Origin of the sequence: Dyella marensis (assembly GCF_049532885.1) — a bacterium.
GTDB lineage: Bacteria > Pseudomonadota > Gammaproteobacteria > Xanthomonadales > Rhodanobacteraceae > Dyella_D > Dyella_D marensis.
The window spans coordinates 1887411-1913188 of record NZ_CP064029.1 but is presented as its reverse complement, the minus strand read 5'-3'; the positions used below and the strand labels follow the sequence as shown (position 1 = coordinate 1913188).

22 protein-coding genes and 1 tRNA gene are annotated in these 25778 nt (G+C 69.6%); 5 read left to right on the top strand and 18 right to left on the bottom strand.

Going from position 1 to position 25778, the window contains the following annotated elements; all coding sequences use genetic code 11:
- Genes hisF through ISN75_RS08290 form a run of 8 tightly spaced genes read right to left on the bottom strand, consistent with a single transcriptional unit; the run spans position 1 to position 6737 of the window.
- Positions 1-771: an imidazole glycerol phosphate synthase subunit HisF gene (hisF, locus tag ISN75_RS08325; RefSeq protein WP_167258694.1), complete on the bottom strand. Its 771-nt coding sequence runs from the start codon at positions 769-771 to the stop codon at positions 1-3.
- The gene (gene hisA / locus ISN75_RS08320; protein WP_168647609.1) at positions 765-1493 is read right to left on the bottom strand and encodes a 1-(5-phosphoribosyl)-5-[(5-phosphoribosylamino)methylideneamino]imidazole-4-carboxamide isomerase; all 729 of its coding nucleotides are present in this window, start codon (positions 1491-1493) and stop codon (positions 765-767) included. The genes hisF and hisA overlap by 7 nt, the downstream gene beginning before the upstream one ends.
- A complete protein-coding gene (hisH, locus tag ISN75_RS08315; RefSeq protein WP_343820614.1) occupies positions 1490-2092 on the bottom strand; it encodes an imidazole glycerol phosphate synthase subunit HisH in 603 nt (200 codons plus the stop codon). The genes hisA and hisH overlap by 4 nt, the downstream gene beginning before the upstream one ends.
- Positions 2092-3156, bottom strand: coding sequence for a bifunctional histidinol-phosphatase/imidazoleglycerol-phosphate dehydratase HisB (hisB, locus tag ISN75_RS08310; protein ID WP_167258700.1), 1065 nt, complete (start codon positions 3154-3156; stop codon positions 2092-2094). The genes hisH and hisB overlap by 1 nt, the downstream gene beginning before the upstream one ends.
- Complete coding sequence (gene hisC / locus ISN75_RS08305) at positions 3153-4214, bottom strand: histidinol-phosphate transaminase (RefSeq protein ID WP_168647610.1); 1062 nt, start codon at positions 4212-4214, stop codon at positions 3153-3155. The genes hisB and hisC overlap by 4 nt, the downstream gene beginning before the upstream one ends.
- On the bottom strand, positions 4211-5518 hold the full coding sequence (gene hisD / locus ISN75_RS08300; RefSeq protein ID WP_343820611.1) for a histidinol dehydrogenase: 1308 nt from the start codon (positions 5516-5518) through the stop codon (positions 4211-4213). Before hisD ends, hisC begins: the two co-directional genes overlap by 4 nt.
- Positions 5515-6408 (bottom strand): ATP phosphoribosyltransferase, encoded by an 894-nt coding sequence (gene hisG, locus ISN75_RS08295; protein WP_167258706.1) that lies wholly within the window; start codon positions 6406-6408, stop codon positions 5515-5517. The genes hisD and hisG overlap by 4 nt, the downstream gene beginning before the upstream one ends.
- On the bottom strand, positions 6405-6737 hold the full coding sequence (locus ISN75_RS08290; RefSeq protein WP_167258708.1) for a YerC/YecD family TrpR-related protein: 333 nt from the start codon (positions 6735-6737) through the stop codon (positions 6405-6407). Before ISN75_RS08290 ends, hisG begins: the two co-directional genes overlap by 4 nt.
- A 165-nt stretch (positions 6738-6902) precedes the next feature.
- Here ISN75_RS08290 and ISN75_RS08285 point away from each other — a divergent pair, with 165 nt between their 5' ends.
- Positions 6903-7517, top strand: coding sequence for a DUF998 domain-containing protein (locus tag ISN75_RS08285; RefSeq protein ID WP_343820610.1), 615 nt, complete (start codon positions 6903-6905; stop codon positions 7515-7517).
- A 442-nt stretch (positions 7518-7959) separates the two neighbouring features.
- On the opposite strand, the gene ISN75_RS08280 is transcribed toward ISN75_RS08285, so the two are convergent.
- Together ISN75_RS08280 and hisS are read right to left on the bottom strand one after the other, a co-directional pair.
- On the bottom strand, positions 7960-9861 hold the full coding sequence (locus ISN75_RS08280) for an HAL/PAL/TAL family ammonia-lyase (protein WP_208399931.1): 1902 nt from the start codon (positions 9859-9861) through the stop codon (positions 7960-7962).
- A 98-nt stretch (positions 9862-9959) separates the two neighbouring features.
- Complete coding sequence (gene hisS / locus ISN75_RS08275; RefSeq protein WP_167258712.1) at positions 9960-11333, bottom strand: histidine--tRNA ligase; 1374 nt, start codon at positions 11331-11333, stop codon at positions 9960-9962.
- Positions 11334-11501: 168 nt separating this feature from the next.
- Between hisS and ISN75_RS08270 the strand changes: the two genes are divergently transcribed.
- Positions 11502-11578, top strand: a tRNA-Pro gene (locus ISN75_RS08270).
- A 69-nt stretch (positions 11579-11647) separates the two neighbouring features.
- Here ISN75_RS08270 and ISN75_RS08265 read toward each other — a convergent pair.
- The 8 genes from ISN75_RS08265 to ISN75_RS08230 form a co-directional block, all read right to left on the bottom strand.
- Positions 11648-12457 carry a ferritin-like domain-containing protein gene (locus ISN75_RS08265; protein ID WP_343820607.1) on the bottom strand — a complete coding sequence of 270 codons (810 nt, stop codon included), beginning with the start codon at positions 12455-12457 and terminating at the stop codon, positions 11648-11650.
- A 174-nt stretch (positions 12458-12631) separates the two neighbouring features.
- Positions 12632-14107 carry an amidophosphoribosyltransferase gene (gene purF, locus ISN75_RS08260; RefSeq protein WP_343820605.1) on the bottom strand — a complete coding sequence of 492 codons (1476 nt, stop codon included), beginning with the start codon at positions 14105-14107 and terminating at the stop codon, positions 12632-12634.
- Between the two features lie 22 nt (positions 14108-14129).
- Positions 14130-14897, bottom strand: a complete 768-nt coding sequence (locus ISN75_RS08255) for a CvpA family protein (RefSeq protein ID WP_167258718.1) — start codon at positions 14895-14897, stop codon at positions 14130-14132.
- Between the two features lie 20 nt (positions 14898-14917).
- Positions 14918-15976: an SPOR domain-containing protein gene (locus ISN75_RS08250; protein ID WP_167258720.1), complete on the bottom strand. Its 1059-nt coding sequence runs from the start codon at positions 15974-15976 to the stop codon at positions 14918-14920.
- A 100-nt stretch (positions 15977-16076) separates the two neighbouring features.
- Positions 16077-17345 (bottom strand): bifunctional tetrahydrofolate synthase/dihydrofolate synthase, encoded by a 1269-nt coding sequence (gene folC, locus ISN75_RS08245; RefSeq protein ID WP_167258722.1) that lies wholly within the window; start codon positions 17343-17345, stop codon positions 16077-16079.
- Positions 17346-17367: 22 nt separating this feature from the next.
- A complete protein-coding gene (locus ISN75_RS08240) occupies positions 17368-17964 on the bottom strand; it encodes a GNAT family N-acetyltransferase (protein ID WP_167258724.1) in 597 nt (198 codons plus the stop codon).
- Between the two features lie 2 nt (positions 17965-17966).
- Positions 17967-18371, bottom strand: a complete 405-nt coding sequence (locus ISN75_RS08235; protein WP_167258726.1) for a ketosteroid isomerase-related protein — start codon at positions 18369-18371, stop codon at positions 17967-17969.
- A gap of 217 nt (positions 18372-18588) precedes the next feature.
- Complete coding sequence (locus ISN75_RS08230; RefSeq protein WP_168647617.1) at positions 18589-20535, bottom strand: acetyl-CoA hydrolase/transferase C-terminal domain-containing protein; 1947 nt, start codon at positions 20533-20535, stop codon at positions 18589-18591.
- Positions 20536-20619: 84 nt separating this feature from the next.
- Here ISN75_RS08230 and ISN75_RS08225 point away from each other — a divergent pair, with 84 nt between their 5' ends.
- From ISN75_RS08225 to ISN75_RS08215, 3 genes are all read left to right on the top strand, one after another.
- On the top strand, positions 20620-22092 hold the full coding sequence (locus ISN75_RS08225; protein ID WP_343819052.1) for a phospholipase D-like domain-containing protein: 1473 nt from the start codon (positions 20620-20622) through the stop codon (positions 22090-22092).
- A gap of 123 nt (positions 22093-22215) precedes the next feature.
- Positions 22216-23574 carry an exodeoxyribonuclease VII large subunit gene (gene xseA, locus ISN75_RS08220; protein WP_343819050.1) on the top strand — a complete coding sequence of 453 codons (1359 nt, stop codon included), beginning with the start codon at positions 22216-22218 and terminating at the stop codon, positions 23572-23574.
- A 553-nt stretch (positions 23575-24127) separates the two neighbouring features.
- A complete protein-coding gene (locus ISN75_RS08215) occupies positions 24128-25771 on the top strand; it encodes an acetolactate synthase large subunit (protein ID WP_167255428.1) in 1644 nt (547 codons plus the stop codon).
- Positions 25772-25778: the final 7 nt, after the last annotated feature.

The window sequence follows — 25778 nt, the reverse complement described above, 5'->3', positions numbered from 1 at the left end:
TCAGAGACGTGTCGCAATGCCCGCGCCACGCAGGTAGTGCTTGAGCGCGGGAATGGCGATCGTGCCGCTGTGGAACACGCTGGCCGCCAATGCGCCGTCCACGTCGGCCACCGCGAACGCATCGCGGAAATGCTCCGGCGCACCCGCGCCGCCGGAGGCCACCAGCGGCACGCGGCACAACCTGCGTGCGGCGTGCAGCTGCTCCAGGTCGTAGCCTTCGCGCACGCCGTCGCTGCCCATGCAGTTGAGCACGATCTCGCCGGCACCCAGGTGCTGGGCTTCCTCGATCCAGTCCAGCGTGCGCCGCGCCAGGGCCTGGGTCTTGCCCGGGTCGCCGGTGTACTGGCGCACGCGCCATTCGCCGTCGGCGTCGCGCAGGCTGTCCACGCCGACCACCACGCATTGCACACCGAATGCATCGGCCAGTTCGCCGATCAGCGCGGGGCGTTCCAGCGCGGGCGAGTTGACCGAGATCTTGTCGGCGCCGGCGTGCAGCACGGCGCGCGCTTCTTCCACGCTGCGGATGCCGCCGGCCACGCAGAACGGGATGTCGATCTCGCGCGCCACGCGCTCGACCCAGCCGCGGTCCACGCTGCGCCCTTCCGGGCTGGCGGTGATGTCGTAGAACACCAGTTCGTCGGCGCCTTCGTCGCGGTAGCGCATGGCCAGCTCGACGATCTCGCCCATCACCACGTGGTCGCGGAAGCGCACGCCCTTGACCACCTTGCCGTCGCGCACGTCCAGGCAGGGAATGATGCGGCGGCTCAGCATGCCAATGCCTCCTCGATGGTGAAGCGGCCTTCCAGCAGGGCGCGGCCCAGGATCACGCCCTGCGCGCCCGCGTCACGCGCCGCCACGATGTCTTCTATGGAGCGCACGCCGCCGGAAGCCTGCACGGCCAGCGCCGGCACGCTGCGCGCGAGCTCGCGGTAAAGCTCCAGGTTGAACCCGGCCAGCATGCCGTCGCGGTCGATGTCGGTGCACAGCAGCTGCTGCGCGCCGCGCTCGGCGTACCAGGGCGCCAGCTCGTCCAGCGAGCGGGCTTCCAGTTCGGTCCAGCCGGCGCTGGGCAGGGCCCAGCGTCCGTCGATGCGGCGCGTGTCCAGCGCGATGGTGAACCGCTCCGCGCCGTACTCGTGCAGCCAGCCGCCGACCCGTTCGGGCTCGCGGATGGCCACGCTGCCGAGCACCACGCGCGCCACGCCGGCATCGAACAGGCGGCGCAGATCGTCCTCGCCGCGCACGCCGCCGCCGGCCTGCACGTGCATGCCGTCGCGGGCGATCGCCTCGATCACCCGCAGGTTGTCCAGGCTGCCGGAACGGGCCCCGTCCAGGTCCACCACATGCAGCCACATGGCGCCCGCGCCGGCGTAGCGCAGGGCCAGCGCGCGCGGCTCGAACTCGTAGGTGGTCTGCTGGGCGTAGTCGCCCTGGCGCAGGCGCACCACGCGGCCGGCGCGCAGATCGATGGCGGGGATGACGGTAAAGCTCATAGTTCGAGGAAGTTCTGCAGGAGCCTGGCGCCGACGGCGGCGGAACGCTCGGGGTGGAATTGCATGCCGTGGAAATTGCCGCGCGCGACGACGGCCGAGAACGCACCGCCGAAATCGGCGCTGGCCAGCGTGTGCTCGCCCGGCGGCAAGGCGTAGCTGTGCACGAAGTAGGCCCAGCCTTCGTGCCCCGGTCCGTTCCCGAGCCCGGCCACCAGCGGATGCCCGCGCTCGACGCGCAGCTTGTTCCAGCCCATGTGCGGCACGCGCAGCTCCGGCGTGTCGGCGAAACGGCGCGCCGCGCCGGGGATCACGCCCAGGCACTCGGTATCGCCTTCTTCCGAGCGCTCGAACAGCAATTGCATCCCCAGGCAGACGCCCAGCACCGGCTGGGTGAGCGAGCGCATCAGCTCCGCCAGCCCCAGCTCGCGCAGGCGCGCCATGCCGGGGCCGGCGGCGCCGACGCCGGGCAGGATCACCTTGTCGGCGGCGCGGATCGCCTGCGCATCGGCGGTGAGCGCCGCATCCGCGCCCAGCCGCTGCAGCGCGTAGCGCACCGAGCCGATATTGGTGCCGCCCGCATCGACCAGCACCACGGCCATTACAGCGCTCCCTTGGTGCTGGGCAGCTCGCTGCCCTCGCGGCGGATGGCGTCGCGCAGGGCGCGCGCCACCGCCTTGAAGCAGGCCTCGACCATGTGGTGCGCGTTCTCGCCGTAGACGCTCAGGTGCAGGTTCGCCCCCAGGGTCTCGCACAGCGAGCGGAAGAAATGCGGCACCAGCTCGGTCGGCACCTCGCCCACGCGTTCGCGCGGGAAATTGCCGTCGAACACGAAGTACGGGCGGCCCGAAAGATCCAGCGCCGCGCTGGCCTCCGATTCGTCCATCGGCAGCACGAAGCCGTAGCGGCCGATCCCGCGCTTGTCGCCCAGCGCCTGCCGCAACGCCTGCCCCAGGGCCAATGCGCAGTCCTCGATGGTGTGGTGCTCGTCGATATGCGTGTCGCCGTCGCACTCAAGTTCCAGCGCGAAGCCGCCGTGCTTGCCGATCTGCTCCAGCATGTGATCGAAGAAGCCCAAGCCGGTGCGGGCCTTGGGCTCGGCCACGCGGTCCAGGTCCACGCTTACCGTGATGCGGGTTTCCTTGGTGTTGCGCACGACCGTGGCGGTGCGCGGCGCATCCAGCAGCTGGTGCGCGATCTCTTCCCACGACTGGCCCTTGGGCCCGACCAGGAAGCCGCGCACGCCCATGTTGGCGGCGAACTGCAGGTCGGTCTGGCGGTCGCCCACCATGGCCGAGAGGCCGCGGCTCCAGCTGTCGTCGGCCAGGTAATGGCGCAGCATGCCGACACCGGGCTTGCGCGTGTCCAGCCCGTCGCGCGGGAAGCTGCGGTCGATCAGCACCTCGCGGAAGCGGATGCCCTGCGAGGACAGGATGCGCATCAGCAGCTCGTGCGGGCCGGTGAAATGCGCCTCGGGGAAGCTGTCGGTGCCCAGGCCGTCCTGGTTGGTGACCATCACCAGCTCGTAGCCGGCGGCCACGCAGCGCTGCAGCGCGGCGATCACGCCGGGCAGCAGGGCGAGTTTCTCGTAGCTGTCGATCTGTTCGTCGGCCGGTTCCTCGATCAGGCAGCCGTCGCGGTCGACGAAAAGCATCTTGCGGCTCATACGCGTCCTCCATTCAGCACTTCGAGCACACGCGTATTCTCCGCCGGAGTACCCAGGGTAATGCGCAAGGCATCGGCAAGATTCGGATAACGCCGTACGTCGCGGACCACGATCCCGGCCGCGAACAGGCGCTGATAGGCGCCGCCGGCATCGTCGAAGCGCACGGCAAGGAAATTCGCCTGCGAAGGCAGCACCTCGCGCACGCCCGGCACGGCGGCCAGCGCGGCGGCCATCCGGCTGCGCTCTTCGCGCACGATGCGGATATGTCCGGCCGCTTCCGCCTGGCCCGGCACCGACAGGCCGTCCAGCGCCGCCGTCACGCAAGGCAGCGGCAGCGGATACGGCGGAATGATCCGACGCAACAGGGCGATCACCTCGGCATTTGCCAGCAGCGTACCGACGCGCGCGCCGGCCAGCGCCCAGGCCTTGGACAAGGTGCGCAGCACGGCGAGGTTGTCGTAAGTGTCGATCAGCTCCGCCACGCTGCCGCCATCGGCGAATTCGACATAGGCCTCGTCCACCACCAGCAGCGCGCGGCCGGCCAACTCGCGCGCCAGGCGCTCGATGGTGGCGCGCGGCACCGGCTGCCCGGTGGGATTGTTCGGCGTGCAGACGAAGACCAGCTTCACCGCCGGCGTGATGGCGGCCAGCAGAGCGTCGGCATCCACCGTGAAATCGGCGGCGAGCGGCACCTCCACGATGCCCGCGTCCTGGATGCGCGCGCACACCGAGTACATGCCGAAGGTCGGCGGCTGGATCGCGATGGCGTCGCGCCCCGCGCGGCAGAACGCGCGTACCAGCAGGTCGATCGCCTCGTCGCTGCCGCGGCCGACCAGCAGTTGCTCCTCGCGCACGCCGTAGAGCTGGGCCAGCGCCTGCAGCAGCGCGGCCGGCTGCGGATCGGGATAGCGGTTGCAGCCCTGCCCCGCCGCGCCCGCCGGCGCCCAGGCCGATTCGTTCGCATTGAGCAGGATGGCGCCGCCGCTGGCTTCCATGCGCGCCGAGGAATACGGCTGCATGGCGCGGATCTCCGGACGCGCCAGATCGAGCACGCTCATGCCTTCGCCTCCAGCGCGGCCAGGCGCAGCGTCACCGCGCGGCGGTGCGCTTCCAGTTGCTCGGCGGCGGCCAGGGTCGCGGTGCAGGGGCCGATCGCGCGCAGGCCGTCGGCGCTCAGTTCCTGCACGGTGATCTGCTTCTGGAAACTGGCCACCGACACGCCGCTGTAGCTGCGCGCATAGCCGTAGGTGGGCAGCACGTGGTTGCTGCCGCTGCAGTAGTCGCCCACCGATTCCGGCGTCCAGGCGCCGAGGAAGATCGAGCCGGCGCTGTCGATGCCGTCCAGCAGCGCGCGCGGCGCGGCCACCTGCAGGATCAGGTGCTCCGGCGCGTAGCGGTTGCTTACCGCCACCGCCTGTTCCAGCGAATCGACCAGGATCAGGCGGCTCTGCGCCAGCGCCTGCGCCGCGATGTCCGCCCGCGGCAAGGCCGCGCACTGGTTGTCGACTTCCACCGCCACGCGGTCCAGCAGCGCATCGGAGGGACTGAGCAGGATCACCTGCGAGTCGGGGCCATGCTCCGCCTGCGACAGCAGGTCGGCGGCGACGAATTCCGGATCGGCCTGGCCGTCGGCGATCACCAGCACTTCCGAAGGACCGGCCGGCATATCGATCGCGGCGCCGTCCGGGTCGCCGGATACTTGCAGCTTGGCCTCGGTGACCCAGGCATTGCCGGGGCCGAACAGCTTGTCGCAGCGCGGCACGGTTTCCGTGCCATAGGCCATGGCGGCGATCGCCTGCGCGCCGCCCAGCTTGAACACGCGGTGCACGCCGGTGACGCGCGCGGCATACAGCACCGCCTCGTCGCAGCGGCCGTCCGCGCGCGCGGGCGAGCACAGCACGATCTCGCGGCAGCCGGCGATGCCCGCCGGCACGCCGAGCATCAGCGCGGTCGACGGCAGCGGCGCGCTGCCGGCCGGCACGTACAGGCCGACCTTGGCGATCGGACGCAGCACGCGTTCGACGCGCACGCCGGGGGCGGTGTCCACGGCGACGGGTCGCGGCGCGGACTCGCGATGGAAGGCCGCGATGCGCGCGGCGGCTTCTTCGATGGCGGCCTTGAGCTCCGGTGCGAGCGCCGCTTCGGCGGCGGCGAATTCCTCCGCCGTCACCTCGATCGCCTCGATCGCGCAGCGGTCGTACTTCGCGCTCAGCTCGCGCAAGGCGGCATCGCCTTCGGCGCGCACCTTGGCGACGATCGCCTCGACGCCGCGGCGCAGTTCCTCCGCGCGCGACTGCGCGGGACGGGCCAGTGCCTGCACCTGCGCCGCGGGATCGAGCGCATTCCAGTCCAGTCGTTTCATGCCAGCATCTTCTCCACCGGCAGCACGAACATCTCGCGCGCGCCGGCCTTCTTGATCTCTTCCAGCTGCCGCCAGCTCACCTCGCCCGCGCACAGCGCCTGCAGCATCAGCTGGTCCGGCTGCCCCGCCACCGGCAGCAGGGTCGGCTGCGGGCCGCCCGGCAGCAGGCGGGTCACCGCGTCCAGGTGCTGGCGCGAGGTCTGCAGCAGCAGCAGGCGCGACTCGCGCACCTGCATCACGCCGTCGAGGCGCTTGAGCAGCAGCTCGATCATGTCGCCGCGCTCGTCGGTGGGCAGCACCTTGGGGCCGGCCAGCACCGCCTCGCTTTCCAGCAGCACGTCGGCCTCGCGCAGCTGGTTGGCGACCAGGGTGCCGCCGCTCTGCACCAGATCGCAGATCAGGTCGGCCGTGCCCAGCCGCGGCGCGATCTCGACCGAACCGGCCAGGGTCACCACGCCGGCGTCGACGCCGCTGCGGCGCAGCCAGTCGCGCAGCAGTCCCGGATACGAGGTGGCGATGCGCAGCCCGGCCAGTTGCGGCGGCTGCTCGTAGTTCATCTCTTGCGGCACCGCGATCGACAGCCGGCAGCGGCCGAAGCCGAGCGGCCGCCATTCGGCCAGCGGTTCGGTCTCGCGCCCGTCGGTAAGCGAGTATTCGCTGAGCACGTTGCGGCCGACGATGCCGAGGTCGCACACGCCCTGGGCGATCAGCCCCGGGATATCGTCGTCGCGCACCAGCAGCAGGTCGACCGGCTCGCCTTCGCCGAACAGGAACAGCTTGTCGCGGCTCTGGCGGAAACTGAGGCCGCAGCGGTTGAGCAGGTCCAGCGCCGGCTCGGTCAGCCGGCCGGATTTCTGCATGGCGATACGCAGGCGGTCACGCGGTTTCATGCACGCCCCTTCTTCGCCGCCCGGCGGCGCGACGCACGGGCCGCGGCGGCCAGATAGCCGCCGTTGCCCTGGTTGAGGAAGCGCGCCACGCGCCCGATGGTGGTGATGCTCACCGCCGTGCGCTCGTGGATCTCCCGGTACGGCACCTCGTCCAGCAGATACGGCACCACCCGCCAGCGATCCACCAGCACTTCCAGCTCGGCCGGCGTGCACAGGTCGCGCAGGAAGGCGCTCATCTCCTCGGTGTTCTTCAACGACAGCAAGGCCTCGCTCAGACTGAGCTCGGCGGACTCGGCAGGCAGTTCGGGATCCAGCGATCGACGCTTCATAATGTACTAACGCGTTAATACAGTGGAGCAAACTATAACCCGCTTGTGCGCTTGCAGCAAGCCCGCTACCCGGGGCTTATTGCCCACCCGGACCGCCACACCCCGCAACGACCGCTTCACCCGCCCAAGGCCTACAATCCGCGACTTTCCGCCCCAACGCGCCCCATGACCGACACGCGCCCCGTCGCCCCGACCGCCCATCTCCTCCTGCTCACCACCACTGTCTTCGCCCTGGTCTGCGGCGCCGCCCAGTTCTGGCGGCACGACCTGGACCCCATCGCCATCCCCCTCAGCTTCTATCTCACCGGTCCCGGCGGCGCCTACGTGCGCCTGGCGTATTACCTGATCTCGGCCGGCCTGCTGGGCTTTGCCTTGGGCGGATACCGCGCAACATCGCCACCGCTGCGCAGCCGCCTGGCCTCGACGCTGTTCGCAGGCGCCGGCCTGGCCCTGCCCGTCGTCGCACTCACCGAGCTATTCCTCGGCTCACCGTACGAACAACCGGCACGCCTGATTCACGGCCTCGCCGCGCAGGCCACGTTTCTGTGGCTGAGTTTCGGAATGCTGCTGTTGAATGCACGCTGGCGACGCGATGCCCTGCTGCGCACAGGCAACACGGCGGGATGGATCGTGGCGTGGCTCGCGACCGTGGTGCTGTGGTCCCAGGTATTCCTGCGCGACCTGCCGCATGGGCTGATGCAGAAGCTGACGATCGGCTTGATTCTGGTGTGGCTGGCGTGGGCGGCGCGGCATATGCGGCGCGCGGCTGGCGTCAGATAAAGGGCTTTGGCTCGATGCGTGTTGCCGCAAGCCTTGGCCCCTCACCCTGCCCTCTCCCCGGAGGGGAGAGGGGTGATGTCGTGAGGTAGGCAGGAACGAAAAGCAAAAGCTGGCCCCGGTCGCTGAACGTCCTCTCGGCCACGGCACGTTGAAGCAGCCGCTACGTAAACGCACTGCGGTTTCGTGTAGACCCAGGTTAATCAGACTACCGCAGCCGCCCACTGCTCCTTCTAGTCGCGTCGCGAGCCTTGGCTCTTAGGCCATTCTCTCTTTGGTTACTTTCTCTTTGGGCCAGCAAAGAGAAAGTGACTCGGGCGCCGGCAGGCGTCCGAAATGCCCGCTGCATAAGCGGCCAAGTCGCGACAACCTCACCTAGTCGCTACTGGATCCCGGCCGACGCCGGGATGACGAGTAGGGAGGTCTACGCCAGAACGACGAGCATTCAGCCGACAGCGCGCCGCTGCACCAGCTCGCACACCGTGCGCACATCCCCATCCATCGCGCGATCACGCGACATAAACCCAATATGCCCACGCAACACATCGTGCGCCTTGCGCACCGCCTCCCCCGCGTGGAAATCCCCCACCCCGGCCAAGGCCGAGGTCAACTGCTGCACCTCCGCAGCAAACTGCGCGTAATGCGCATGATCCTCCCGCGGCGCGTTAGCCACCTTGGCGGCGAGCGCCTTCCAATCGCCACGCGCCGCAAGCCGCCGCGCGGCATTCAACATCGCCTGGCGCAAATCCAGCGCCTGCGCCGCCGTATACAACTCCAACGCGATCACATGGCTGAGATCATCCAGCATCTCCAGCACATGCCGCGCCTCATTGGCGCCCATCGACACATGATCCTCAGCATTGGCACTCGTCGGCACCGAGTAGACGCTCGCCGGATGCGCCCGCGTCGCCAGATCGTTGACCAGCGCCGCCGCCGTGTACTGCACGATCATGAAGCCGGAATCGGTACCGTCCTCATTGCCGGTGAGAAACGCCGGCAGGCCATCGTTGGTCGCCGGATCCACCAGCTTGTTGAGCCGGCGCTCGGAAATCGAAGCCAGCACCGGAATCGCCGCCTTGACGTAACTCATCGCCAGCGCCAGCGGCATCCCATGGAAATGGCCCGCCGAAATCACCTGCTCCTCGATGAACTGCGCACCCTCCGCATCCGGGAAGATCAGCGGATTGTCGGTGACCGCATTGAGCTCGATATCGATCACGCGGCAAGCCTGCGCCCAGGCATCGCGCACCGCGCCATGCACCTGCGGCATGCAGCGCAGGCAATAGGCATCCTGCGGCTGGTGCTTCTTGCCGCCCTTGAACGGCAGGAAGCGGCTGTAGAAGGCCTCGCGGCCGTGGCGCTGGTTGGCCGGCACCCAGTCCCAGCCGATGTCGAAGCTGAGCGCCTGGTCTTCCGGCGCCGTCCACGCATCGGAAGCCCACTGCTTGAAGCGCGGCACCAGGTGGTAAGGAATGTCCACCAGCGTGCTTTCGGTCAGCAGCTCGCGCACGTGCCCGGCGGTTTCCACCTGGCCGGGATGCGGGCGCAGCGCGTGCACTTCCGGGCGCAGCGCGCCGCTGCGGCCGGCGAAGGCGTCCAGTGTCATGGCGGCGGCCAGGTCCGCGGTGTCCAGCAGGTACTCCAGCGTGTCCAGCGCCAGCGCGGCGGTGGCCAGCATCTGCGCGGTGCCGTTGTTCAGCGCCAGGCCTTCCTTGAAGGACAGGCGGATCGGCGCCAGGCCCGCGCGCTCCAGCGCTTCGGCGCCGGGCAGGCGCTCGCCCTGGTAGAACGCTTCGCCGCCGCCGAGCAGCACGATGGCCAGGTGCGACAGCGGGGCGAGGTCGCCGCTGGCGCCGACCGAGCCCTTCTCCGGCACCACCGGCACCACGCCGCTGTTGAGCAGCGCGGCCAGCGCGCGCAGGGTTTCCACGCGGATGCCCGAATGGCCGCGCATCAAGGTATTGATGCGGATCACCAGCATGGCGCGCACCACGTCCTCGGCGAACGGCTTGCCGACGCACACGGCATGAGTGGTGATGAGGTTGTGCTGCAGTTCTTCCAGCAGCGTGCCTTCCGGCTTTTCAGGGTGGCCGCCGGGCAGCTCATCGCGCAGGCGATGCGCGCCCAGCAGCTTGTCCGCGTTGCTGCCGAAACCGGTGGTGACGCCGTAGGTCGGCTCGCCGCAGCTCACCTTGTCGGCGAGGAAATCCGCGGCGCGCTGCACGCGCGCCAGCTGCGCCTCGTCCAGCACCACCGGCACGCGCTCGCGCGCGGCGGCAACCAGTTGCGCGCGAGTGAGGCTGCTGCCATCGAGTCGGATCTGCTCACGCTCATGGATATGGCTCATAGGTGTGCTCCGCGCCGGTGGGCGCTGGTCTCAGGGGGAATGGGGATGCGGCAAGAGGAACCGCACGGACGCCATCGGCGACGGCGTCCGCGCCGGGATCACGGCGCGATCTCGGCCTGCGCCAGCTCGACGCGCAGCGTCTTGATCAGTTCCGCGCGGGCGACTTCGAACTGGTCCTGGCGGCGCATGTCCTTCACCGTGACCACGCCCTTGGCCAGTTCGTCCTCGCCCAGCACCAGCACGAAGCGGATGCCCGCGCGGTCGGCGTACTTGAACTGCCTGGCCAGCTTGCCGCCTTCCAGCACCACCTCGGTGGCGATGCCGGCGCCGCGCAATTCGCTGGCCACGGCCAGGTAGTCGGCCATGCGCGACTCGTCCATCTGCGTGACCAGCACGTCCACCGTGCTGCGCGCGGTGCTGACCAGGCCGGCTTCGCGCAGCTGCCAGTACAGGCGGGTCAGGCCGATGGAGATGCCCACGCCCGGCAGGCGCGACTTGGTGTACTGGCCGGCGAGGTTCTCGTAGCGGCCGCCGGAGCAGATCGAGCCGATCTGCGGGTAGTCGTTGAGCGTGGTCTCGTAGACGGTGCCGGTGTAGTAGTCCAGGCCGCGCGCGATCGACAGGTTCAGCGCGAAATGCGATTCCGGCACGCCGAAGTCGCGGATCAGGCCCAGCACTTCCTTCAGCTCCGCGCGGCCCTGCTCCATCGACTCCGGACCCGCGCCGAGCGCGTCGAGCTGCTCGAACGCCTCGCGCACCGAGCTGGAACGCACCTGCACGAAGGCGAGGATCTTCTCGGCCACGTCGGCGGCCAGGCCGAAGCTTGCGCCGGTGAGCGTCTCGCGCACGTAGTCGGCGCCGCGCTTGTCCAGCTTGTCCACTTCGCGCAGCACCAGGGTCTGCTGCTCGGCGTCGCTCACGCCAAGGCTCTCGAAGAAGCCGCGCATCAGCTTGCGGTTGTTGAGCTGGATGGTGAACGCGCCGATGTTCAGTTCGCGGAACACGCTGTAGATGACCGCCGGCAGCTCGGCGTCGTAGCGCACCGACAGGCCGTCCTTGCCGATCACGTCGATGTCGCACTGATAGAACTCGCGGAAGCGGCCGCGCTGGGCGCGCTCGCCGCGGTACACGCGCTGCATCTGGTAGCGGCGGAACGGGAAGCTCAGGTCGTGCTCGTGCTCGGCCACGTAGCGGGCCAGCGGCACGGTGAGGTCGAAGCGCAGGGCCAGCTCGGGCTTCTCGCCCTGCTCCAGCGACCCGGTGGACTGCACGAAATACACCTGGCGCTCGGTCTCGCCGCCGGTCTTGGTCAACAGCACCTCGGAGAACTCCATCACCGGCGTTTCCACCGGCAGGAAACCGAAGCGCTCGTAGTTGCGGCGGATCGTGTCGAGCATGCGCTGGAACGCGATCTGGTCGAGCGGCAGCAGCTCGAGTACACCGGGCATGGTGCGGGCCGGGGTAAGCGCCATGAAATCCTCTGCTTCGAAAGGGAAACGCTGCCGGCGCCATGGCGCGCGGCGGTAGCCGCATAGGTTAGCAGAAGGCCTGCGCGCCCCTTCGCCGGGCGCGGCGCGGAATCGGAATGTTCCGGACCTGTTGCGAAGTCCGCCGAGGGTCATTAAGATACGCGGCTCCCACGGGGTGTAGCTCAGCCTGGTAGAGCGCTACGTTCGGGACGTAGAAGTCGCATGTTCGAATCATGTCACCCCGACCAATTCGATGATCAAGCCGGCCCAGCGCCGGCTTTTTCATGTCCGCGCTTCGCCGCGGCAACGCAGGCAGCTCAGTCGAGCAGCGCCAGTTCGGCCAGCCGGTCCATTTCCTCGGCGTCGAAGCCCGCTTCCAGCCGCGCCTGCCGGTTGAACGGTCCGCGCGGCGTGCGGCCCATGTAGCCGCGCAGCAGATCCAGGAAGGCCTGGCGCGGCTCCAGCCCGTCGCGTTCGCAGCAGTGGCTGAACCAGCGCGTGCCGGCGGCGACGTGCGCCACTTCCTCGCGCAGGATCACTTCCAGGATCGCGATGGTGCGCTCGTCGCCCGCGCCGCGCAGGCGCTCGATGATGCCGGGCGTCACGTCCAGCCCGCGCGCTTCCAGCACGCGCGGCACCAGGGCCATGCGCGCGGTGTCGTGATGTGCGGTCTTCTCGGCCATTTCCCACAGTCCGTTGTGCGCGTCGAAATCGCCGTAGGCGTGGCCCAGTTCCGCCAGGCGCTCGCTGAGCATGTCGAAGTGGCGCGCCTCGTCGTGGGCGCAGCTGGCCCAGTCGCGGTAGTAGGCGCCGGGCTTGCCGCGGAAGCGGTAGACCGCGTCCCAGGCCAGGTTGATCGCGTTGAATTCGATATGCGCCACGGCATGCACCAGCGCCGCGCGGCCTTCGGAGCTGCCGAGGCCGCGGCTGGGCACCTTGCTGGCGTGGACCAGCAGCGGGCGTTCGGGGCGGCCGGGCGCGCCGATGGGTTCGGGCGCCGGCGAGGCTGGATCCGGCTGCAGTTCGCCGGCCAGCAAGGCGTTCCAGGCCGCGCGCGTCAGGCGCACTTTCTCCGCCGGATCGGTGGCGTCGAGGCAGCGCTTCGCGGCTTGGTGGAGGTCGGTCATGGCGAGAATTTTAAGCCCCTCTCCCACCGGCGACCCGAAGGTAGTCCCGTGGGAGAGAGGGGTTGGGGTGAGGGTGCGGGCGGAGTAGCGAGAGTGATGTGCACCGCTCCGGCCGTACCCTCATCCGGCTGCCGCCACCTTCTCCCGGAGGGAGAAGGACTCCGGTATGGAGGTTTACGCGCTGCGGCGCGCGGCTTTGGCATCGTCCGAGCGCAGCATCTCGATCTGTTCCAGATACTGCTTGTCCAGCCCGGTGACGTACTCGCCGTTGAAGCAGGAGGCATCGAAGTGGGTCAGCGACTCGTTGCCGTCCTGCACCGCCCAGAACAGGTCCTTCAGGTCCTGGTAGATCAGCCAGTCGGCGCCGAGCACCTGCTCCACTTCCTTCTCGGTATGGCCGGCGGCGACCAGTTCCGACGCTGCCGGCATGTCGATGCCGTACACGTTCGGATAGCGCACCGGCGGCGCGGCGGAGGCGAAGAACACGTTGCGCGCGCCGGCATCGCGCGCCATCTGGATGATCTGGCGCGAGGTGGTGCCGCGCACGATGGAGTCATCCACCAGCAGCACGTTCTTCTTGCGGAATTCCAGCTCCACCGGATTGAGCTTGCGGCGCACCGATTTCACGCGCTCGCCCTGCCCCGGCATGATGAAGGTGCGGCCGATATAGCGGTTCTTGACGAAGCCCTCGCGGAACGGCACGCCCAGCGCCTCGGCCAGCGCGCTGGCGGCGGTGCGGGCGGTGTCGGGGATGGGAATGACCGCCTCGATGCCGTGGTCCGGACGCTCGCGCAGGATCTTCTCGGCCAGCTTCTGGCCCATGCGCAGGCGCGCCTTGTAGACCGAGACGTTCTCGATCATCGAGTCCGGCCGCGCCAGGTACACGTACTCGAAGATGCACGGCGCATGCGTGGCGCCCTCGGCGCACATGCGGCTGAACAGCTGGCCGTCGACGCTGATGAACACCGCCTCGCCCGGCGCCAGGTCGCGCAGGCGCTTGAAGCCGAGGATGTCCAGCGCCACCGACTCCGACGCCACCGCGTATTCGCGGCCTTCCGCGGTGACGCGCTCGCCCAGCACCAGCGGACGGATGCCGTTGGGATCGCGGAAGGCCAGCAGGCCGTAGCCCAGGATCAGCGCCAGGCAGGCGTAGCCGCCGCGCGCGCGCGCGTGCACCCCGGCCACGGCCTTGAAGATGTGGTCGGGCGTGAGCGCCATGCGGTCCTGGATCTGCAGCTCGTGCGCCAGCACGTTGAGCAGCACTTCGGAATCCGAATCGGTGTTGATGTGGCGGCGGTCGTCCTCGAACATCTCGCGCCGCAGCGTTTCGGTGTTGACCAGGTTGCCGTTGTGCGCGAACGCGATGCCGTAGGGCGAGTTCACGTAGAACGGCTGCGCTTCCGAGGAACCGTCGGAACCGGCGGTGGGATAGCGGCAATGGCCCATGCCGATGCGGCCGCGCAGGCCGGTCATCGCGGTCTGGTTGAACACGTCGCGCACCAGGCCGTTGCCCTTGTGCAGGCGCAGCCGCGCGCCCTCGACGGTGGCGATGCCTGCCGCGTCCTGGCCGCGGTGCTGCAGCACGGTCAAGCCGTCGTAGAGGGCCGATGCCACCTCGGTGGTACCGACGATGCCGATGATTCCGCACATGGTTGTGATGCCTGTAAGTGCTTTAAGGATTCGTTGTCTGGCGCGGGGCGGCTTCCACTGCCTTGGGGTCGCGCGCGGCGCTCATGGCGGCCGGGTCGCGCGGTACCGCGGCGTCCGCGCCGGGCGCGCGCGCTGCGCTGCGGGCCGGTGCGGGCGCCAGGCCCTGCAGTGCCGCCGGCAGGCCTTGCAGCTGGCCTTGCCATTGGCTGGGCAGTTGCGGCAGCTGGCTGGGCAACTGGGTCGGCAGCCGCAGCTCCGGCAGCTTGTCCGGCAGCGACGGCAGCCCGTCCATCGCCGTCGACGGCTGCTGCAGGAAGCGCCGGGCGCTGCTCGGCACCTGCTGGTTCAGCCAGCCGGCCACGCCGGTGAACTGCGGCAGCAAGGCCGACTGCTGCCACCACGGATCGCGCGTCAGCGCGGTGAGGCTCACCAGGAACACGCCTACCGTCACCACCAGCACGCCGCGCGCCAGGCCGAACAGCATGCCCAGCAGGCGATCCGTGCCGCTCAGGCCGGTGCCCTGCACCAGCCTGGCCACCAGGAAGCGCACCACGATGCCCAGCACCAGCACGCCGACGAAGGTGGTGGCATAGCCGGCCGCCAGGCGCGCCGAAGGCAGGCTGATCTTGTTCGCGTACAACTCCGCCACGTGCGGGCCGAAGGTCCAGGTGATCCACGCCGCGGTGACCCAGATCAGCAGGCCCAGCACCTCGGAAATGAGGCCGCGCCACAACCCGATCAAGACCGAGATGCCCAGTACCGCCAGGATGATGTAGTCGGCCCAGTTCATGGCGGCGCTGGCCTCGATGCTCAGGGCGCGGAGACGACGTTGCCGGCGAGGCCGAGCTTGGTCTTGATCTGGTCGCGCACGCGCACCGCGTCGTCGCGCTGGGTCTGCGGGCCGGCGCGCACGCGCCACAGCTGCTTGCCGCTGGCGTTCACGGTGTCGACGTAGCCGTCGAAGCCGTTGGAACGCAGCTTGTCGCGCAACGCGGTGGCGTCGGCCTGGCTGCCCATCGCGGCTACCTGCACCGCCCAGCCGCCCGCGCGGGCGGCGGGCGCAGGCGCGGCGGCGGCCGGCTTGGCGGCGGGCGCCGCCGCGGCCGCGGCCGGAGCGTCGTCCTGCGCCGGCGTGCTGGCGCTGCCTTCGAGGCGGGCCGGGGCACCGGGGATGGTCTGGGTGATCTTCAGGCGCGCGGCCTCGGCGGCGGCGCGGGTGTCGAACGGGCCGGCGGTGACCAGGGTCAGCTGCTTGCCCGCCTGGTTGAGCGGGCGGCTGGACACCGGATAGCCGAGCGCGCGCACGCGCTGGGTCAGGCTTTGCGCGCTGGCAGCGGAAGCGTAGGCGCTGAGATTGAGGGTGTAGCGGCCATGCGCCGCAGTCGCGGCCGGCAGGTCGGCGGCGGGGGCCGGGGTGGCGGCGGGCTTGGTCTGCGCGGGAATCGCCGGCTGCGCGGCCGGCTTCGGCGGCGCGGCGGCCTGGTTCGGGATCACCGGCTGGCCGGGCGCGCCCGGGCGGGTGACCGTGGTCGGCGCCGGCTGCTGGCCGGCGGCAGGGTCGGTCTCGACGTCGCGCGGGCGGTTGGAACCGATCTCCACCGTGGCCAGCTTGTCGGAGCCGGCCGGCGTGGCGGCCTGGCCCGCGGCCGAGGAAGCCGCGGCCGGCGCGGCGGCGGCCGTGCCGGCGGTGGCGGCGCCCGGGGTCAGGCTCATGGTGCGCGTCTGCAGGTCGCGGTCCGGCGCCGGCGGGATGGCCAGGCTGACCGTTTCGTCGCCGCCGGTCTTGGGCGGCGTGCTGGAAAAGAACATCGGCACGAACAGAACCGCCAGCGCGATCAGGACGGCGGCACCCAGCAGACGTGTTTTCAAGACAGGCTCCAAGGCGGCAAAAGCGCAAACACGAAACGGCGGGATTATACCTGACGTGGACGATCACCCATGCGGACGCTTCGATGACCGTTTCGAGCGTTCAGTTCTGCAGCACCGCGGCGGCGACGAAGAACGAACCGAACGCCAGGATGCGCTCGCCCGGAAGTGCCGCCGCACGCGCCGCGGCGAGCGCGCTGCCCACGTCGGCGTGAAGATCGAACGCGGCCGGCGGCAGCGCCATCTGCAATTCCTTGCGCAAGGCCTCCGCCGGCAGGCCGCGCGGCGTATCGCGCTCCAGCCCCGCCAGGTGCCAATGCCCGATGCGCGCGCCCAGCGCGGCGATCACGCCGCCCACGTCCTTGTCCGCCAGCGCGCCGTACACCGCATGCACGCGTCCGCCAGGATGCGCGTCCAGCCATTCGGCCAGCGCGCGCGCCGCCTGCGGGTTGTGGCCGACGTCGACGATCAGCGCCGGATCGCCGCCCAGCGCCTGCAGCCGCGCGGCGACAGCGGCGGTCTTCACGCCTGCGGCCGCGGCTGCCGCGAGTGCGGCGGACGGTATCGGCGCATGCGCACCTTGCGCATGCAGCGCGGCGATCGCTGCCGCCGCATTGGCGTACTGCACCGGAGCGGCCAGCGATGGATCCGGCAGCCCGAACGCCGTGCCGTCGGCATGCCGCCAGGTCCAGCCCTGTGCATGGCGTTCCACCCGGAAATCCACGCCCGCCCGCTCCACCCGCGCGCCGATGGCGGCCAGCGCCTGCAGCAGGCCGGCCGGCGGCGCCGCCTCGCCCACGATCGCCGGGCGGCCGTGGCGGGCGATGCCGGCTTTCTCGCGGCCGATGCTGTCGCGGTCGTTGCCGAGCCAGTCCATATGGTCCAGATCGACGGTGGTGATCACCGCGACGTCGGCGTCGACGATATTGATCGCATCCAGCCGCCCGCCCAGCCCTACCTCCAGCACCGCCGCGTCCAGGTCGGCGCGCGCGAACAGGTCCAGCGCCGCCAGCGTGCCGAATTCGAAATAGGTCAGCGGAATATCGCCGCGCGCCGCTTCGATGCGTTCGAAGCTGTCGACCAGGGCCTGGTCGCCGGCATCCTGGCCGTCGATGCGGATGCGCTCGTTGTAGCGCAGCAGATGCGGCGAGGTGTAGCAGCCCACGCGGCAGCCGGCCGCGCGCAGCATCGCTTCGAGCATGGCCACGGTGGAACCCTTGCCGTTGGTGCCGCCGACGGTGACGATCCAGCGCGCCGGCGCCGGCGCGCCCATGCGCCGCCACACTTCGCGCACGCGCTCCAGGCCCAGCTCGATGCTGCGCGGGTTGACGCTTTCCTGATAGCTCAGCCACTCGGCCAGCGTGCGCGACATACCGGTGTTTCCAGATAGAGAGTCAGGCGTCCAGCGGACGCAGCCAGAAGCGCAACCGGTGGCTGCTCGGCGCGGCGGCGCCGGCTTCCTTCCAGTCCAGTGCGCAGAACATGTCGTCCTGGCGCGCATAGCCGCGCTTGAGCCAGAACGCGTCGTTGGGGCGGTAATCGGCGGGGCGGCGCGGATCGTCGTGCGCGCGTTCCACCGCGCAGAAGGCGGTCAGGCGGAAACCGCCCAGGCGCCGCGCATGCGCTTCGCGTTCGTCGAAGAAGCGGTGGCCCAGGCCCCGGCCGCGATAGGCGGACAGCAAGACCGACTCGCCGAAATAGAACACCTCGTGCAGCGGCCATCCACGTTCGAGAAACGGCCGGTGGAAGGCCTCGCCGTCATCCGCCAGCGGCAGCCCGGTGGAAGCACCCACCACGCGGCCGCCGTCCAGCGCCAGCACGAACACGCTGCGCGGCGAGCGCGCATAGGCGGTGAGGTAGCGCTGCTCGTAATCGGCATCGCCTTCGTACAGATACGGATACTCGCGGAACACCGCGATGCGCAGCCGCGCCAGGTCGCCCAGATAAGGGGCCACCGCCTCGCCGCTGCAGGTGATCACCTCGAGCGCCATGCTCAGCCGCCGACCTGGGCGATCCAGTCGTTGAGGTTGTAGTAGTTGCTGACGCGGGCCAGCTTGCCGTCGCGGACGTCGAAGAACGCCCCGCCCGGCAGCACGTAGCGCTGGCCCCGCGCGGGCGGCAGGCCTTCGTCGTCGGCGAGGTATTCGCCGTGCACCACGTATTCGGCCGCGGCATGCGCGCCGTCGGCGCTGACCATCACCACGATGTCCTTCAGCTGCTCGCGGTAGCTGCGCTCCATGCGGCCGAGAAAGGCCTTGAACGCATCGATGCCGGTCTCGCGGCCGCCCTGGTTGATGTCGTGGGCGACGTCGCCGGCGAGGCAGCCGAGCATGGCGGGCCAGTCGGCGGCATTGAACGCGGCGTAGTAGCGGCGGATCAGGGATTCGGTGGGGGACATGGAGGCTTTGGATTGCGGTTCGTGCGGCAAAGATTAATGCATCGCGCGCCCTACCCCCTCTCCCCTCCGGGGAGAGGGCTGGGGTGAGGGGCCGGGCGGAGCGGTGAGCGAAGGGTCGAAAAGACCTAGGGCTTTTCATTTCTTCGTAGAACCGCCATCGCGAGCACCCGCCCCTCATCTGCCTGCCGGCATCTTCTCCCCGGCGGGGAGAAGAGTTCTATCGATGGGTTTTGCGTAACCCTGCCGATACCAGCCTGCGCAGCACACGCTCCTGCAAACTGCCCTGCCCGATCAATTCCATCCGCACCAGCGCCTCGCCCTCGCCCTCCACCGGCTCCCCCGGCTGGAACAAGGCACGCAGCAACTCCCAGCGCCCGCGCCACGACCCGCTCTTCGACTTCAACCACCCCAGCGCCGGCAACAGCCGCTGTTCCACCTCGGTGAAGTCGCTGCCGAACGGGAAGGCCGGAAACAGGCCGCGGCGCTCCATCGCGCCCAGCGCCTCGCGCAGATGCTCCGGCGTGTTGAGCCGCCACTTCTCCGGAATCTGGAAATCCGGCGACAGCTTGCCCGCCGACTTCGCCTCCGCGCACAGCGCGTCGAGGAAGCGCGCATCGCTGATCGCCAGCATCGCTTCCACGCATTCGTTATCGGACTTGCCGCGCAGGTCCGCCACGCCGTACTCGGTGACGAACAGATCGCGCAGATGCCGCGGAATGGTGCAGTGGCCGTAGTTGAAACGGATATTGGTCTCCACCGTGCCGCGCACCTTGCGGGTGGCGCGCAGCAGCAGGGCGGAACGTCCGTCCGGCAGCTCGTGCGCCATCGCCACGAAGTTGTACTGCCCGCCCACGCCGCTGACCACGCGGCCGTCTTCCAGGCCGTCCGACACCGCCGAGCCCAGCAGGGTCGCCATCATGCAGGTGTTGAAGAAGCGCGCGCCGCGGCGCTGCAGCGAGGCCAGCGCCTGGTGGTTGCCGTACAGCTGGTTGACGTTGGAGACGCGGCACATGTCGATCGCATCGGGATCGGCCGCCTCGGTTTCGTCCAGCCAGCGGTACAGCTCCCGCGTGCCGAGGAAGAACGCGCCGCGCAGGTAATGCCCGCCGGGCGTTTCCGGCGCCAGCCGCCCCGCGGCCGAAGCGCGTTCCAGGCCTAAGTTGTCCCAGCTGCGCCGCCGCAGGATGCCGGCGCGCTGCAGATGCATGAAGCCGTCCATCACCATTTCGCTGGCGCCGTACAGGCCGGTGTCGAACGGCGCCAGCCCGCCGAAGCGTGCGGCCAGCGCGTGGGTGGCTCCGCGCGGATCCAGCGCCACCAGGGCGCGGCGCCAGTGCACGTTGTCGCGCTGGCGCAGCAGCAGCGCATGCACCAGTGCGTCGGACAGCGCGCCGATGCCGATCTGCAGGCAGCCGCCGTCCTTCACCAGCGCGCTGGCGTGCAGGCCCAGCGCGTATTCGGCCAGGTCCACCGGCTGGCGCGGCAGGGCGAACAGCGGGGCGGCGGTTTCCGGCCGCAGTTCCAGGTCGAAGAAGTTTGCTTCCACTTCGGCATGGCCGCTGAGGTACGGCAGATCCGGATGCACCACCGCCACGCACAGCGGCCGCGCGCGGCCGGCGGCCCGGGCCTGGTCGAGGAAATCCAGGGTAAGGTCCGGATTGCACGAAAGGCTGTAGCGCACGCCTTCGGGCGTCTCGCGGCGCGCCACCAGCTGCACCAGCAGATTGATGTCCTGCACCACCAGGTCACGCGCGACGTGCGTGTAGTTCTGGCTGATGTAGTTGCGCTGCGCGCTGCCGGACTGCAGCAGCGCGCCGGACTGCATGTAGAACTCGTGCACCGCCACGTTCGTGGGCAAGGCATTGCGCGCCTGGTCCACGGCGTATTGCGGGTCTTCCGTGTCGAGGCCGAAGTGGCGGTCGAGAAAGGGTTTGGCGAAGCGCTCTTCCAGCCCAGGCTGCGGACGCGGACGGGTCAGCGACAAGGCGGTGTACAGCGTCATGGAGCGCGAGCCGTCGGCCTGGGTCAGCCGGTACAGCGCGTTGAGCAGCCCGTGCGGCTTGCCTAATCCGAGCGGCGCGGCGATGCGCAGATCGGGACCGAGCCGTTCGGCGATGTGCCGTGCGCAGGCTTCCGTGTCGGTACGACATTGCTCTGGCGTCATGGGCGCGGAGCATGCCAAAACGCAGTACATGCTGCATAGCCGGCGCTTTCATGCCCCCTTCACCCGCCGCGGCAGTCACAAGCCATGCCCTACACTGCCGGCATGAACTTCGCCGCGTCCCCGACCTCCCCCACCCGGCGCCTGGCCGAACAGGCGCTCAGCCGCGCCGCCGGCGCGCCGCTGCTGCCGGGCAACCGCATCGACCTGCTGATCGACGCGGCCGTGCATTTCGAAACCTGGCTGGCGGCGATCCGCGGCGCGCGCAAGCGCGTGCTGCTGGAGAACTACATCATCCGCGACGACGAGGTCGGCCGAGCCTTCCGCGACGCGCTGGTGGAGCGCGCCAGCAGCGGGGTGACGGTGGCGGTGGTGTACGACTGGATGGGCTGCCTGGGCCAGTCGCGCGCCAGCTTCTGGGCGCCGCTGCGCGCCGCCGGCGGCCAGGTGCGCAGCTTCAATCCGCCGCAGCTGGGCCAGCCGTTCGGCTGGATCAGCCGCGATCACCGCAAGCTGCTGGTGGTGGACGGCGAAAAAGGTTTCCTGTCCGGCGTGTGCATCAGCCAGAAATGGCTGGGCGACCCGGCGCGCGGCATCGCGCCGTGGCGCGACACCGGCGTGGCGCTGCACGGCCCGGCGGTGGCGGAGCTGGAACTGGCCTTTGCGCAGAGCTGGTCCTGCATCGGCGAGCCGCTGCCGGACTTCCCGCTGGAACCGGTGCAGCCGGCCGGCGAGGTGGCGCTGCGGGTGATCGCCACCCAGCCCTCCACCGCCGGCATGTACCGCATGGACCAGCTGATCGCCGCGATGGCGCGCAAGACGCTGTGGCTGACCGACGCCTACTTCGTCGGCGTGGCGCCCTACGTGCAGGCGCTGGCTTCGGCGGCGAAAGACGGCGTCGACGTGCGCCTGCTGGTGCCGGGCAGCAGCGATATCCCGGTGGTCGCCGGCATGTCGCGTTCCGGCTACCGGCCCCTGCTCAAGGCCGGCATCCGCGTGTTCGAGTGGAACGGCTCGATGCTGCACGCCAAGACCGCGGTGGCCGACGGCCAGTGGGCGCGGGTGGGTTCGTCCAATCTCAATATCGCCAGCTGGCTGAGCAACCGCGAGATCGACGTGGCGGTGGAAGACGCCGCCTTCGCCCAGCAGCTGGCCGCGCAGTACGAGCAGGACCTGGCCAATGCCACCGAGATCGTGCTGACCCCGCGTCCGAACCGCCCGTACAAGGACCGCGTCAGCGCCTCCGCCCGCCGCACCCGCACCGGCCGCATGGGCGGCAGTTCCAGCCGCGCCGCCGCCGGCGCCCTGCGCATCGCCAACACCATGGGCGCCGCGCTCAGCGACCGCCGCGTACTGGGCGACACCGAGACCGGCCCGCTGCTGGCCGGCACCGCCGCGCTGGCGGCGCTGGCGGCGGTGGCGATCCTGTGGCCGGCCGTGGTCGGCTGGCCGATCGCGCTGCTGGCGGCGTGGTTCGCGCTGAACTTCGGCATCCGCGCCTGGCGGGCGCGGCGCAAGCACCAGCGGCGGATCGAGGCGGCGGACGAGCCGGACGCCTGAGCGGGCGAACCCCATGTTGCCGCACCGTTGGGGTTCGCCGGCGGCTCACCCCAACCTACACTTCAACACTTTGCGGCAAGCTCATGACAGCGCGGCAGTTCCTGCGCTAGTCTCCCGCTTTCCATGCCCGCCCCCGACGCTCCCACGCCGCCCTCGCGGCACATCCTTACGCCGAGCACGCTCAACCGGCTGGTGCGCGACCTGCTGGAGGATGCGCTGCCGCTGGTGTGGATCGAGGGCGAGCTGTCGAACGTGGCGCGGCCCGCCTCCGGGCACCTGTACTTCACCCTGAAAGATGCCAACGCCCAGGTGCGTTGCGCCATGTTCCGCCCCAAGGCCATCGGCCTGCGCTTCCGCCCCGCCGACGGCGCCCACGTGCTGGTGCGCGCCCGCGTCGGCCTGTACGAACCGCGTGGCGAATTCCAGTTGGTGGCCGAGCATATGGAGCCGGCCGGCGAAGGCGCCCTGCAGCGCGAGTTCGAACAGCTCAAGGCCAGGCTCGACGCCGAAGGCCTGTTCGACCGCTCGCGCAAGCGCCCCCTGCCCGCCTTCGCCCGCCGCATCGGCGTGATCACCTCCGCCACCGGCGCCGCCGTGCGCGACGTGTTGAGCGTGCTGTCGCGCCGCTGGCCACTGGCCGAAGTGGACGTACTGCCGGTGCCGGTGCAGGGCCGCGAAGCGCCGCCGGCGATCGTCTCGATGCTCCGCCGCGCCTCCGCCAGCGGCCGCTACGACGTGCTCCTGCTGACCCGCGGCGGCGGTTCGCTGGAAGACCTGTGGGCCTTCAACGACGAACAGGTCGCGCGCGCCGTGCACGCCAGCGCCGTGCCGGTGGTGTCGGCCGTCGGCCACGAGGTGGATTTCAGCATCGCCGACTTCGTCGCCGACCTGCGCGCGCCCACGCCTTCCGCCGCCGCCGAACTGCTGGTCCCCGACGCGCAAGCGCTGGAACGCCACCTGCGCCAGCTGCGCCAGCGCCTGGCCACCCTGCAGCAACGCCGCCTGCACGCCCTGATCCAACGCACCGACCACCTGCTGGCCCGCCTGCAAGCCCAGCGCCCGCAAGCCCGCCTGCAACGCGACCACGAACGCCTGTCCCACCTGCGCCACCGCCTGGTCGTGGCGATGCGCGAAACCCTGCGCGAAGACAGCCGCCGCCTGGAACGCAACCACGCCCGCCTGCTCACCCGCCATCCCCGCCACCGCCTGCCGCTCTACACCCAACAACTCGCACAACAGCAACGCCGCCTGCACCAGGCCATCGCCCGCATCCTCGAACGCCACCGCGCCACCCTGACCCAGACCGGCCGCGCACTGCACGCCATCAGCCCCCTGGCCACCCTCGACCGCGGCTACGCCATCCTGTTCGACGAACAAGGCCACGTCATCCGCTCCGCCGCATCCGTCACGCCGGATGAGCGCGTCCGGGCGAAGCTGGCCGATGGGGAGCTGATGTTGAAGAACGAGGGGCAGCGCTCCTAAGCGCTCACCGCAGGCTTCAACTCCTCGCTCCGCCCGGCCCCTCACCCCGCCCCTCTCCCCGGAGGGGAGAGGGAGAAGTGATGTGGCGCCGCATACAGGAACGAAGAGCAAAAGCTGGCCTCGTTCCTTGAACGTCCTCTCGGCCACGGCACGTTGAAGGACGCGTTACGAAACCGCACTGGTGTTTCGTGTAGACCCAGGTTAATCAGGTTACCGCAGCCGACCACCGCTCCTTCTAGTCGCGTCGCGAGCCTTTGCTCTGAGGCTATTTCTCTTTGGTTACTTTCTCTTTGAGCCAGCAAAGAGAAAGTGACTCGGGCGCCGGCAGGCGTCCGAAATGCCCGCTGCATAAGCGGCCCATTCGCGTCACCGCGAAAATCAAACGATACCGTTACTGGATCCCGGCCTACGCCGGGATGACGAGCAGGTCAGGATGACGCGCAGCAAATAACAGACCCCCAAATTCCATATAACCAAACCCACCCCATCTCACACCTTTTAAACGAGAACGAGCGCATCCTGCCCGGCCATCCCCCCGATGGAACGCGAATGCATGAAAGCAGCAGCGTTATTCGTAAAAGCCCTCGAAGCCGAAGGCGTAAGACGCATCTTCGGCGTCCCCGGCGAAGAAAACCTCGACCTCGTCGAAGCCCTCCGCGACTCCAAGATCGAACTGATCGTCACCCGCCACGAACAAGCCGCCGGCTTCATGGCCGCCACCTGGGGCCGCCTCACCGGCGAAGCCGGCGTAGCGCTGTCCACCCTCGGCCCCGGCGCCACCAACCTGGTCACCGCCGCGGCCTATGCGCAGCTCGGCGCCATGCCGATGATGATGATCACCGGCCAGAAACCCATCCGCACGCACAAGCAGGGCCTGTTCCAGCTGGTCGACGTGGTCGACATGATGCAGCCGTTGACCAAGTACACGCGGCAGATCGTCTCCGCGCCCACCATCCCCGCACGCGTGCGCGAAGCCTTTCGCCGCGCCGAAGAGGAACGCCCCGGCGCCGTGCACCTGGAACTGCCGGAAGACATCGCCCGCGACGAAGTGGACGAAGCCATCCTGCTGCCCACCGAATACGCGCGCCGCCCCTCGCCCGACGACGCCGCGCTGGTGCAGGCCGGCGAGGCCATCACGTCCGCGAAGCACCCGATCCTGATGATCGGCGCCGCCGCCAACCGCCAGCGCACCGCGGTGGCGCTGCGCACCTTCATCGACAAGCTCGGCATCCCGTTCTTCACCACCCAGATGGGCAAGGGCGTGGTCGACGAGGACCACCCGCTGTGGCTGGGCAATGCCGCGCTCTCCGATGGCGACTTCGTGCATCGCGCGATCGACGCCGCCGACGTGATCGTCAACGTCGGCCACGACGTGGTGGAGAAGCCGCCGTTCTTCATGCACAAGGGCCGGCGCACCGTCATCCACATCAACTTCTCCTCGGCGGAAGTGGACACGGTCTATTTCCCGCAGATCGAAGTGGTGGGCGACATCGCGCATACGGTGGAACGCCTGACCGACGCGCTGACCCCGCAGGCGCACTGGAACTTCAAGTACTTCGACAAGGTGCGCGAGGCTTTCCACCGCCAGCTGGCCGAGCACGAGAACGATCCGCGCTTCCCCATCCACCCGGTGCGGCTGGTCGCCGACACGCGCCGCTACATGCCCGACGACGGCGTGCTGTGCCTGGACAACGGCATGTACAAGATCTGGTATGCGCGCTACTACCGCGCCCGCCAGCCCAACACCGTGCTGCTGGACAACGCGCTCGCCACCATGGGCGCCGGCCTGCCCTCGGCCATGGCGGCCAAGCTGGTGTACCCGGAGCGCAAGGTGCTGGCGATCTGCGGCGACGGCGGCTTCATGATGAATGCGCAGGAGCTGGAAACGGCGGTGCGCCTGAAGATGGACCTGGTGATCCTGCTGCTGCGCGACGACGCCTACGGCATGATCCGCTGGAAGCAGGCGGAGATGGGCTACCAGGATTTCGGCATGCAGTTCAGCAACCCGGACTTCGTCAAGTTCGCCGAAGCGCACGGCGCGCATGGCCACCGTCCGCAGAATGCGGACGAGTTCCTGCCCACGCTCAAGCGCGCCTTCGACCAGGGCGGCGTGCACCTGATCGACCTGGCCATCGACTACAGCGACAACCACCGCATCCTCAACGAAGAGATCCGCCGCCTCAGCGCGGCGGTGTGACCGGAGC